This is a genomic window from Thermoflexibacter ruber, assembly GCF_900113045.1.
In the GTDB taxonomy this organism is placed as follows: Bacteria; Bacteroidota; Bacteroidia; order Cytophagales; family Thermoflexibacteraceae; genus Thermoflexibacter; species Thermoflexibacter ruber.
In genome coordinates this window covers 1-11,194 of record NZ_FONY01000070.1, presented here as the reverse complement: position 1 = coordinate 11,194, position 11,194 = coordinate 1, and the positions used below count along the sequence as shown (strand labels likewise).

Annotated in this window: 9 protein-coding genes; 3 read left to right on the top strand and 6 right to left on the bottom strand. The window is 36.5% G+C overall.

Annotated features, from left to right (window positions below; translation table 11 throughout):
- Positions 1-167 precede the first annotated feature (167 nt).
- The 3 genes from BM141_RS21230 (at position 168) to BM141_RS21220 (ending at position 3,351) form a co-directional block, all read left to right on the top strand.
- On the top strand, positions 168-1,346 hold the full coding sequence (locus BM141_RS21230) for a YdbT family protein (protein ID WP_091549459.1): 1,179 nt from the start codon (positions 168-170) through the stop codon (positions 1,344-1,346).
- Position 1,347: 1 nt separating this feature from the next.
- Entirely contained in the window at positions 1,348-2,790 is a 1,443-nt protein-coding gene (locus tag BM141_RS21225) for an ATP-binding cassette domain-containing protein (RefSeq protein ID WP_091549458.1), read from the top strand.
- Positions 2,791-2,964: 174 nt separating this feature from the next.
- Positions 2,965-3,351, top strand: coding sequence for a hypothetical protein (locus BM141_RS21220; protein ID WP_091549457.1), 387 nt, complete (start codon positions 2,965-2,967; stop codon positions 3,349-3,351).
- 61 nt (positions 3,352-3,412) lie between these two features.
- Here the strand turns inward: BM141_RS21220 and BM141_RS21215 are convergent, their stop codons facing one another.
- From BM141_RS21215 to BM141_RS21185, 6 genes are all read right to left on the bottom strand, one after another.
- Positions 3,413-3,835, bottom strand: a complete 423-nt coding sequence (locus tag BM141_RS21215) for a hypothetical protein (RefSeq protein WP_091549456.1) — start codon at positions 3,833-3,835, stop codon at positions 3,413-3,415.
- 102 nt (positions 3,836-3,937) lie between these two features.
- Positions 3,938-5,071: a radical SAM family heme chaperone HemW gene (gene hemW, locus BM141_RS21210; protein WP_091549455.1), complete on the bottom strand. Its 1,134-nt coding sequence runs from the start codon at positions 5,069-5,071 to the stop codon at positions 3,938-3,940.
- A 4-nt stretch (positions 5,072-5,075) separates the two neighbouring features.
- A complete protein-coding gene (locus tag BM141_RS21205) occupies positions 5,076-6,776 on the bottom strand; it encodes a DUF6909 family protein (protein WP_091549454.1) in 1,701 nt (566 codons plus the stop codon).
- Positions 6,777-6,984: 208 nt separating this feature from the next.
- Complete coding sequence (locus BM141_RS21195) at positions 6,985-8,511, bottom strand: phytoene desaturase family protein (protein ID WP_091549452.1); 1,527 nt, start codon at positions 8,509-8,511, stop codon at positions 6,985-6,987.
- A 383-nt stretch (positions 8,512-8,894) separates the two neighbouring features.
- Complete coding sequence (locus tag BM141_RS21190; protein WP_091549451.1) at positions 8,895-9,290, bottom strand: ArsR/SmtB family transcription factor; 396 nt, start codon at positions 9,288-9,290, stop codon at positions 8,895-8,897.
- 61 nt (positions 9,291-9,351) lie between these two features.
- Complete coding sequence (locus BM141_RS21185; protein ID WP_091549450.1) at positions 9,352-10,536, bottom strand: Na/Pi symporter; 1,185 nt, start codon at positions 10,534-10,536, stop codon at positions 9,352-9,354.
- Positions 10,537-11,194 lie beyond the last annotated feature (658 nt).

Genomic DNA, 11,194 nt, shown 5'->3' with positions numbered 1-11,194 from the left:
TCATCAGTGTTCCAAAATAGAACACCGATAATACGGATTTGGCTGATAAACACAGATTTTTATTCAAAAAAACACTTTTCTCATCAAATTGATAACAGTAGATAAAATACCATCATACAATTGGAATCAGCATCGGCAGATTTGATGTGTAATTTTTGGAGTACTATATGACAGAACAAACGCAAGAAAAGCTATTTGTATTAAAAGCCTCTGACGATGTCAATTTGGGCATGGGTATTTTTGCACTTGTTTCCTTAGGCGGCGTATTCCTATTTCGCTCTTGGGAATGGGCTTTTTTTGAAATTATTGCTCAATTTCTTACAGCAATTTTTACAGCTACAGCTATTATCTCTCCTCTTTTCTTGCAATACAGAGAAATCGCTTTGTATCGCGATAAAATCCAAATTACTAAAGGCTTAGTAAGCAAAAAAGTGGAAACAATACCACTTAAACAAATCCGTAACCCTAAAATCACCAAGAGCGTCAAAAATAGCGGTACGGAAGTGCATAATTTGGCAGATGCAGGTGGAATTGAAAATTGGAATATAGACAACAACTTAGAGTTTTCTTTCAATACTGAGCATAGCCAAACCATTACTTTGAAAGCCTACAATTTCAAGCACGATTATCTAAGGGATTTTCTCAAATATTTTAGACAAACTTACTACGGCTTAGTATCTGAAACATCAACTTCCTCACAGCCAACACCTTTGGAAAATCCTATCAATCAACCAGAAGCAAAGATAGATGAAACGGAAAATGATATTTTGCAAGGGATTCGTCAGTGCGAGTATTATATTAGCGAAGATGAGAAACTTTCCCAAGAGTTTTACCAAGCAATGTACGAAGCGTATATTTCTGTTTATCAAACATATACATTGCAAGTAGATAGGGAAGGGGACGAACTGCGCCTTCAAAAGCAAGATGTATTGCAATACTTTAGCGTTGGTAATTATAGGTACCATTATTTTCTCAAAGACGACTATTTAGCTAATGCTACGCAAGAGGAAAAAGAAGTCGCAGATAACCTAATTGCAACTTCTCAAAAAAATATAGACGCTATTAAAAAGAGAATAGAAGCCTACTTAGCCGTAAAAAAACAATTACAAGAACAAAAAGAAAAGTACCTGCAAAGACTTAAAATTCAGCAATTAGCCAATAGAATCAATACGCTTCAAGAAAAGAACCTTGCTCAATCTTCGCTTGATGACCAACTTTCTTTTGACGCTGAGAAAGTTATCCAACTCTCAGCCCTGACCGAGCAGTTGCACCAATCTGATTTAAGGCATCTAAGCGAAACCCTTAAACAGTTAGCCATACTTTCACACGATAAACCAAGTACCTGAAATGAAAGAGAATACAGCCTCTAAGCAAGTATTTTTATCCTTGCAGAACGCTACTTTTACAAAATCTAACCAACTTGTTATTAGAAACTTAAATTTTCATATACATAAAGGAGAGCAGTGGGCAATACTTGGGAAAATAGGCGCAGGAAAAACTACTTTATTAGAGTGCTTGGCAGGAAAATATTTTCTTCAGGAAGGGGGGGTAAATTATTTTTTTGATAAAGAAGCTATTGCCTTAGTAAGTTTCCAAGAGCAAAGTAAACTATTGGATTACAGTGCTTTCTATTACCAGCAACGCTACTATGCCTCGCAAACCGAAGGAATTATCACTGCCCAAGAACTGCTCTACCAATCGCTATTCCAACGCATCGACAAGCCTCAGCTCGATAGCATTGCAGACCTGCTCCAATTGAGGGAAGTGTTGCCTCTGGAAGTGATAAAACTCTCCAACGGGCAAAAACGCAAACTGCTTATAGCCAAAGCACTCCTCAAAAAACCTCAATTACTGCTTTTAGACAATCCCTATATTGGCTTGGATATATCTACTCGCCAAGTAATGAATGAATTGATAAACAGCCTTATAGACAGTGGATTACAAATTGTATTGGTTACTAACAAAGAGGATATTCCCCAAAAAATTACTCACATTGCTGAGGTCAGCAATTTCCAAGTTCGTGTACTAAGTAGCTTGGATTTGATTAAAAATTATACTCCAAATAGTCCCCCGATAGCCATTCCTTTTATAGAAACGAATAAAGGACTTGACTTCGAGACTACCGTTCAGTTTTCTAAGGTGAATGTTAGCTATGGTGCAAAGCAAATACTGAAAAATATTGATTGGACGGTGAAGAAGGGAGAAAAATGGGCTGTCTTAGGCAACAATGGTTCAGGAAAATCTACCCTGCTGAGTTTGATTTATGCCGACCACCCACAAAGCTATGCCAATGATATTGTGCTTTTTGACTACCCAAGAGGCAAGGGTGAAACCATTTGGGACATCAAAAAAATGATTGGTTTTGTTTCTCCTGAACTGCATTTTTACTTGCAAAATACCATGACAGCCTTTGAAATAGCCGCAACAGGCTTGTTTGATGGTTTTACTCTCTCAAGAGAACTTACTGAAAATGAAAAACATGCTATCTTAGCGTTGTTTGCCTATTACCGCTTTACCCACTTGGCTCAGAGAAATTTTTTACATCTTTCCACAGGTGAGCAGAGGCTTATTTTGCTTATCAGGGCATTGGTGAAAAAACCTGCCTTGCTCATTATGGACGAACCTTTCCAAAACTTAGATGTAGAGTATATTAACCTGTCTTTGAATCTTTTAGATACTTACTTAACAAGTACTGATACGCTGATATATGTTACGCATTATCAAGAAGAAATCCCCAAGTGTATAGATAATTTTTTGTATTTGAAAGATGGGGAAATAGCAATCAAATAATCAATAAGGCATAAAAAGTAATATTATCCTAAGCAGTAATTAGTCTTTGCAAAAAGAATTCAACATTATATCTTTCTGATTGCTAAAATATTTTGCATCAATGACATTTGTCATTTTTTATTCATATTACTGACTGTATTTTTGAGCATTTAACAACAAAACTCTTTAAAAAACATGACTTCAAATCAAAGCTATATTACCGAACAGCACAAAGAAAACAAATCTTGGTTAGCCTCCTTAGAGTTTTATAAAGATGAAATCAAAGTCTTGAGAAATAGGCTCGATGAGGTAGCAAGTAAAAACTCTGATAAAGAAATAAAAATACGGGTAAGTCATTTTGAAAATCAGTTGATTATCAACGATGAACAGTTAGATGAACTGAAGCACGCTATTAAAATGAACCAAGCGGAGATAGAGCAAAATATTACCGAGAACCCTGTTGCCTCTGACCATAGAAAAGCAGAAGACCATGTAGCACTGCGAGATAGATTCAACACTTTTGAGCAAATTTTTAAGCAATTAAGAGAAGAAATGAACGAGTTTTTGGCAAAAGTGCTTTAAACTACTTTAGCAACCTATGAGATTATTAGGCATATATGTATAACATTGCGCTCTATCAAAGTTAAACCTCATGGGTTGCCTCAAAGCTATTTCGTTGGATTTGGAAAACGCTACCTATCCATAGACCTAAGGCGATAAGGATAGGGTATATCCAGAAACCAAAAATCAAAAAGTAAACAAACATACCTAAACTGTTTATCCCAAAGGTGGTAAGCATGAAAATAAATGTCCCCAACCAATCCAATAAAAGAGCTTTTGCCCAAATTTTGATAGGAGAGAAACCCAATCCATACCAAAAATAGCGCGTAATGGTTCCCGTCAAGACTACTCCAAGCCCAACCCATGTCATATTGAGTGGCAGAAGTGTATCCATACTTACTTCTCCTAAATCTATTTGGGTAAGTACATAAAGAGGGATGCAAAATGCAAGAGCTTTTGCTACATTAGCAAAAACACCTTTCCAAAAAATCTTACTTTTTTCCACTGTACTAAGTTTTAAATTTTCAATATTTTCTGAAATTATAATCTAATAAAACTAACGCTAACTTTTTTTAAAGGTTACAAGAAAGGATAGTTTTTTATTCTTTTATGATACAAATAAGTTTCCTGCAATTTCATCTGCTAAAAGTTTCCCTTTAAAAGTTAAGATAATTTTTTCATTTTCAATGGTTAATAGTGCATTGGCTTGGTAGTCTAAAAGGCGTGTAAAGTTTTTTTTATCTTTTAGTATATCGTATCCATACTTTTCTTTCAAAAAGTTAATGTCACAGCCCCACATCGTTCTTAGGCTGACCATGAGGTACTCGTTGATATGGTCGCTTAGACTAAGTATTTCCTTCTCAAAAGGCACAATTCCTTGCTGTATAGACTTGATATACAGGGCATTGTTGTTGATATTAAACTGCCTACTTTCTCCATTGTAGGAGTGGGCTGATGCTCCAATACCGAGGTAAGTGCCTTTTTTCCAATAGTTAGTATTGTGGCGGGAGTAGTAGGGAGGCTTGGCAAAATTTGAGATTTCATAGTGTTCATATCCATTTGCCGCTAAGGTATTTACCAATATTTCAAACTGTTGGGAGGCAAACTCCTCGTTAATAGGCTGGATTTTCCCTTTTCTTTGCCAATTCCCAAAAACAGTTTTGGGTTCTATGGTTAGGCAGTAAGCAGAAATATGAGGAACGCCAAGTGATAAGGCTTTTTGTAAATCACTATGCCAAATAGCATGATTATCTGCGGGAAAGGCATACATCAAATCAATAGTGATATTCTCAAAGCCTATGTCTTGGGCAAGTTTTACGCATTTTTCTGCCTCTTCGGCGTGATGAGTGCGGTTTGTCCAAAGGAGAAAAGGCTCGTGAAAAGATTGTATCCCAATGCTTAGACGATTGATTCCTAAATTTTTTAACTCTTTTAGTTTTGTTTGGCTGAGGTCATCTGGGTTGGCTTCTAAGGTGATTTCAGGATTTTTTTCAATAGGAAAAATCAACCTAATTGTTTCTAAAATATTGCCTAATTCCTTTTCAGAAAGCAAGGAAGGCGTACCTCCACCCAAATAAATACTTTGCAAGACTTTGCCCTCCAAGTAGTTGCTTTGCAAGGCTATTTCCTTGCAGATAGCCTCTACCATTTGGGTCTTAGTAGAAGCATTGGTACTGAAATGAAAATCGCAATAGTGGCACGCCTGCTTGCAATAAGGAATATGTACGTAAATTGATGACAATTAATTAGTTGGGTTTTAAAATCCTATTTAAGAATTTAGTAGTAATCAGGTAAGTAGGCTTTACACCTACCATGCCTAAGCTACCCGATGCCAATGTACTCCCCGTAATGAGAGGATTATCAGAGGCATAGTAGGCATAACGCAAGATGACATCTTTAGAAATATTTTTGCGGATTTTGGAGGCAGACTGAATCGCCTTTTGGTAGTGCGCTCCTTCCATTTCTAAGCCAATAGCACGCCAAGAGGAATTTTTAAAATAAGAAAGCACGTCGCGATTTTGCAGAGAAGTACCCAATACAGTAATCATCGCTCCTTCGTACACATCAATTCCATATCCTTCAAAGCCTTCTTTTTTACATTCATTTTCAAAAGGATAATTATCAGCCGTCCCTTCAAAGACATGTGCTGTAGGAATCATCAAATCTCCTTTGCCTCCTTCTAAAATACCCGCTTTTCCCATAACTGAGATAGAAACCACATTTAAGTGGTGATTTTTACCTTCTAAAAAATATGGTTTGAGTAACTCGTCCATGACCTCATAAGCCTGCTCCCCAAAAGCATAGTCCATGACAAAAATGACAGGCTTTTCTCTGTTGATATATTGTTCATCATACTCAATATCAGGATGTAACTTTTTAAGGTCTATTTTACTTGTATCAAAAATCTGTACAGTAATGTTTGTGCCTGTATGGTCGTGCAATACGTACATACCGTGAAAATGGGCATATTCCTCTATTTCTTCCATAAAAGCCTTGTTTTGAGGCTTGCTTAGCTCTGCGGCAATTTCTTCTAATTTCTTTCCTGCAAAAGCCTCTTTCAAAGCCGCATAAGCAAAAAGGCTGTTCAGAAAACTATGCAAGTTAGCACTGATGATGTGCAACGGTCTATGCAACAAGTCTTTCTCTGCCAATAACCTTTTTATATTCTCTGCCCATCTTTCTCCGTAGATGTGATGCCCAATGCGTTCTCTTAGAGCAGAAGTAAAACTTATTTCGCGGTCTTTTTCTTGTTTTTCTTCCTCAATCGCAATTTTTCCTAACCAATAGACGATATGAAAAAGTCCGTTGTTGCTGTGGCTATTTTCTTGTAACCTTGCATAAGCGTACTTAGTTTCCTCAAAAGTTCGTCCTAAAATAGTGCTTAGATAGGTAAATGCAACTTCTCTCTCTGCTTCTTCTAATTCTAATCCGCCTTCTACAATTTCCCCCAATTTAAGCCACTCTCTTGTAACTCTTCCTTTATCGTCAATAGCTCGCCTTTTGATTTTATCTGCTTCTATAAACAAGAATGTCAGGTGCGTAAGAATATCATAAATCTCGCTACGCCCTCTGGTGATTTCCATAAACATTTGCTCTTTGTCTATGCGGTAACAGTTTCGCTTGCGTTTAGGCGGAATAATTGTATCAAATTCAGAGCTATAATAACCCTCTTCGGAAACCAACTTGATGAAACGGCACTCCTCTATGCCTTTGGGCAGGCGGTCAATGACATAGACCAAGCCGTTGAGTTCGACTTTGGCGGGGTCGTTGATAGAGCCGTAGATTTCAGGGCGAAGTGTGAGTAGAGCCTTGCTTACTTCACGACCAGATACGCCAGAGGGCTTATAAAAACCTCTGTTGAAAAGATGACGCATTTCTATATAGAGTTTCTCAATAGCGGCGCGAGATTCTTGTGCGCGAGTAAGCTCTAAAAATTTGGTTTCCATGCAGTTGTATTTTTGGAGAGTGTTTTTTTATACATGCTTATCCTTCAATACTTACTACCATCATTATACTTAAAAGTTAGGCATATTTTTCGTATTCTTGCTAAAACTTTCAGACTTAATGATAGTAAAAAATACAACCGCAAATTAGCAATAATTTCCTCATTTTACCAAAAGGAAAATGAAGTAGCGATTAACATTTGGTTAGACCTCAAAGCATGACTGCTTCTACTGAAGAAATATACGACTTAAATTTTTTATTTTCTTGGTTGCAAATCAGTTGGATTACATTGCGTCCTGACATTGCCGCAGGGGGCAGACCTCCGCCCGTTTCCACCCAATGCCCTATCATGTAAAAGCGATGTAGCTTAGGTAAGGTTTTTTTAATGTGTATTTTGCTTGCTTCTGGAGTAGGCAGCCACCCCTCATAACTTCCTCTGAAATTTCCCGTATAGTTTTTATAAGTCATTGGAGTAGAGCAATCTTTCATTTCTATCTTATCTGTTATATGTGGAAAATGAAGCAAAAGGTTTTCAATAAAATCGCTGAGTACCTTGTCTTTTGCCGCTTCGTATTGCTCTCTTTGGTGATATAGCTCTTCCCACGAATCATAGTCAGTAGCTAAAAAACAAGTCATGAGCGTTTTACCTTTGGGAGCAAGCGTAGGGTCAAAATTATAAATCTGTACAGTAGCTCTTTCATGCACAGTGTTTCCTATTTTAAGAGGCTTAAGCAAAGGTAGGTTATAACCTACTACGGTGCTTTCCAACTCGTCAAATGCTTCATCTATCCCTAAGGCTATATAGAAAATAGAAGGAAATGGCTTAAATGAGGTATATACCTGTTTAATAGTATCATCTATGTAATTGCCTCCTAACATTTTAAAAATAGTAGTGTATCCATCTGCGGCAGAGATTATATAATCAGCAAAATACTGCTTGCCGTTTGCTAATTGAATGCCAACGGCGTTGTCGTCATAAGTAATGATTTTTTCTACTTTGCTGTGATAATCTATGTATCCTCCTAATTGCTGGTATCGCTCCACCACAGATTGTATAAAAGCCCCAGAACCGCCCATAGGATAGCCTGCGGTTCGCTTGTGTAACCATGCCAGAGTAACAATGATAGTAGTCATGACCATTTCGGGGTGCCAAAAAGCAAGAAAAGCTGTTTTTAACAAAGGATTTTTTAGACGTTTTACAAAGTCGGTTATGCTAATCCTACTCCATTTGATTGCCTCCATAAGCATAGGAAACTCTGTAAAGATTAATTTCAGTCCATCAAATAAGCCAAAAAGTTCTTGTGCTTTTTCTGTGGGTAAATCATATTCTATGAAAGTCCTTACAGCTTTAATAAAGTCTGTAATTTCGTCTTTGTCCTCTGGAGCGATATGGTTCAAATAACTTTCTAATCGGTCAATATTGGTATAAAAATGAAAGTCTTTCCCCCCGGGATTTTTAAGTACAAAAAACAAATCGTGGTTCACTAACATCTTGTCTTGGATTGCTCCTAATTCTAACCACATTTGGTGCATTTTTACATTGGGCGCCGAACCTACTAACCAGTGCATACTACCATTAATGGTGTAATCTCCTCTTTTCCAAGAGGTACACACCCCTCCTGCCTTATCTCCCATTTCAAAAATCTGAGAATCAAAACCATTCATTTGTGCATAGCAACCCGCCGAAAGCCCTGCCATGCCAGCACCAATTATAATAACACTTTTTGGGTTTGTCATAGGAATAGTTTAATTTAATGATACTAAATTAAATAGCAGTCTCTTCAAAAAAAATGATTTTTGTCATTCTATCTAAACAATATGAAATTATTTTTCATATTCTTTGAAAAATTTTAAATCTATCTATTCTTCTTTGTATGTAATCCTAATTGCCTAAACTGCACTGACCATGTGGGGGAACTGAAAGATTTAGATAGGGGCAGAAGGGTGTTTTAATTTGCTTATGTACTTATAGGAAGTTTATCCACCAATGCCCCTGCGCAATATGATTTACCAGCAAGGGCAGGGAGTAGTAAAGGATTTTGAGCTTTGGCAACAAAAGTACGGGCTTAAAAGCATTGTCCAGCTAAAATTTACCTAAATAGTTACAGTAAGTTTTAATACTAAAACTTTGCTTCATATCTTCTATTTTTCTTTTCTATCTTATTAATGGCTAATTCTCTATTAGAATAAAGGGTTTTGTAAGTACTTAGGTCATTAGCAAGTTCAGGGTTCTTCTCAAAGTATCTAATCACTAACTCCACAAAGTCGACTAATTCATCTTTAATAGCATAGTAAGTCCACTGGTCTACTTTTCGGTGGGTTACTAATCCTGCATTTTTTAGATAGATTAAATGGCGAGAAATTTTGGTTTGAGTGAAATCTAAGACCAATTCCAAATCAGAGATACACATTTCCTTATTTTTTGCAATCAAGTACAAGATGCGTATGCGGGACTCATCACTCAGGGCTTTGAAGATTTGGCTTCCTACCCCTAAGTTAAAATGTTTAACTCTCATAGTAAGTTTTATGCTTGTTTATACGATTATTTGAATACACAAATATACAAAAAACTTAGCATTAAAAAAGTTTATTGAAAAAAATCAATAAGAACGGGATAATGAAAAATACAAGCAGTACATAAATCAGACTAATGATACGATTTTTCATGGTTAGCTTTCCTAACACTTGGGCAAGTCGGAAAGGAATCATGCGGATAAAGGGGAAAGGGAAAAAAACAATAGCTCCGAGTACATTGAAGGAAAGATGAGTAATAGCTATACTCAAAGCGGTATCAGACTGAGAAATAGACGCTAAAAGAGCTGTAAAAGTTGTTCCTATGTTAGCTCCAATGATAAAAGGGAAAGCATTTTTTAAAGAAACTTTGCGAGTAGCCACTAAGGGTACTGTTACAGAAGTAGTAAGTGAACTTGACTGCATCGCCCCAGTCAAGATTGTCCCCCAAGTCAGAGAGCGGAGTGGGGTGCCGAAAATAAAGTTTTGTAAACGTACCCATGCCTCACCCATGAGTATCGCCTTGATACTCAGAGTAAAAACTGTGATAGAAAAAAATAATAATAGCAAAGATAAGGGAAGCAGAAATATGATATTAGAGTTAAAAAGTGAGAATAAAAACTCATACGCAGGGTTTACCGTCAAATCTATAAAACCTCGCAAACCTGCATCAAAAAAGATACTACTTAAAGGTTTGATTTGGCGCGTAATAGCTACAGAAAAATTGCTTAGAAAATGAGTAAAGTATTCCAAAGGAAAAAATATCAAAGCAGTAAGTAAGTTAAATAAATTGTGAGCGGCGGCGGCACTGGTTGCTCTTTTAAACTCTTTTTTCTTAGTAATATGAGCAAAAGAAACTAACATCGCAGTAATAGTAGTGCCAATATTCGCTCCAATAATGATAGGAATAGCATTAGCTAAGGATAGGGTGTCTGCTGATACCATTGCCACTACGATAGAGGTAGTGAGTGAACTTTTTTGTATAATTGCGGTAGTGAGTAAGCCTATAAAAAGTCCTATAAAGGGGTTAGAAGTAGCCGCAATAATGTTTTGTAGCTGCTCTCCTCCCAAAAGACGAAGCGATTGACTAAGTAAGGCTAAGGAAATCAAGAACACAAATAAAGCAAATATGGCTAAAAGACTCCTGCTAAGTATAAATCTGACAGGAAGCATCTGCACCTTCTCTTTTTTGACCGGGTCTTGTGCCGAGTGATTACTCGTTTGCTTTTCTTTGTATATGATTATTGCCATCTAAAAATCAGTCATTTCAAAATAGAACCACAAAGCTACTTACGTTTTTACAATGAAGGGCTAAAAACAAATTAAAAAATCGTTAATATTATTGATAGGAATAAATAATAAGTTATTACGAAAGTTAAAAGGTAAAAGTTGTATTTCAAATTGACATTCAGCGATTTTTGAAAACTTATGAAGAGTTTTTATACTCAATCAAAAGTGTTTTTGAAATTTTCTTTACTCCAAAGTCCCTGTTCTTTGACACTTTCTGTGTAAAACTTATTAAGCATTGGACTTTCAGACTAACACCGTAGGTGTGCTAATTTTTATAGAAAATAATGAATAAAACCGCGTAGCGGTGGCATATTTCACGCCTACGGCGTTGCTGTATGCGGGCTTACTCTTTTCTACAAAGATGACAGCTCTACGGGCTTAAAGTTAGATGTAGTATTGTTCATTGGCTGACTCCACCAAAAGTGTCAGAGAACCAAAGTTCCTTTCTCAGCAAAAGAAAGGGATTGAAAATCATGTTATTTTGAGTATAGTTTAATACGACATGAAATATTTTATTGAAGTAATTTAACAATTTTAATTATTCTTTTTATTTAAGAGTATGTTTAGAAAATAGCGAGCCATTTTGGAAAAATACAAAAAGGTTGTTTTGAACGCCTTA

Bases quoted from the DNA above. Each gene is read 5' to 3' on its own strand.
- BM141_RS21230 (WP_091549459.1), top strand. From the start codon at position 168: ATGACAGAACAAACGCAAGAAAAGCTATTTGTATTAAAAGCCTCTGAC.
- BM141_RS21225 (WP_091549458.1), top strand. From the start codon at position 1,348: ATGAAAGAGAATACAGCCTCTAAGCAAGTATTTTTATCCTTGCAGAAC.
- BM141_RS21220 (WP_091549457.1), top strand. From the start codon at position 2,965: ATGACTTCAAATCAAAGCTATATTACCGAACAGCACAAAGAAAACAAA.
- BM141_RS21205 (WP_091549454.1), bottom strand. From the start codon at position 6,776: ATGGAAACCAAATTTTTAGAGCTTACTCGCGCACAAGAATCTCGCGCC.
- BM141_RS21195 (WP_091549452.1), bottom strand. From the start codon at position 8,511: ATGACAAACCCAAAAAGTGTTATTATAATTGGTGCTGGCATGGCAGGG.
- BM141_RS21190 (WP_091549451.1), bottom strand. From the start codon at position 9,290: ATGAGAGTTAAACATTTTAACTTAGGGGTAGGAAGCCAAATCTTCAAA.
- BM141_RS21185 (WP_091549450.1), bottom strand. From the start codon at position 10,536: ATGGCAATAATCATATACAAAGAAAAGCAAACGAGTAATCACTCGGCA.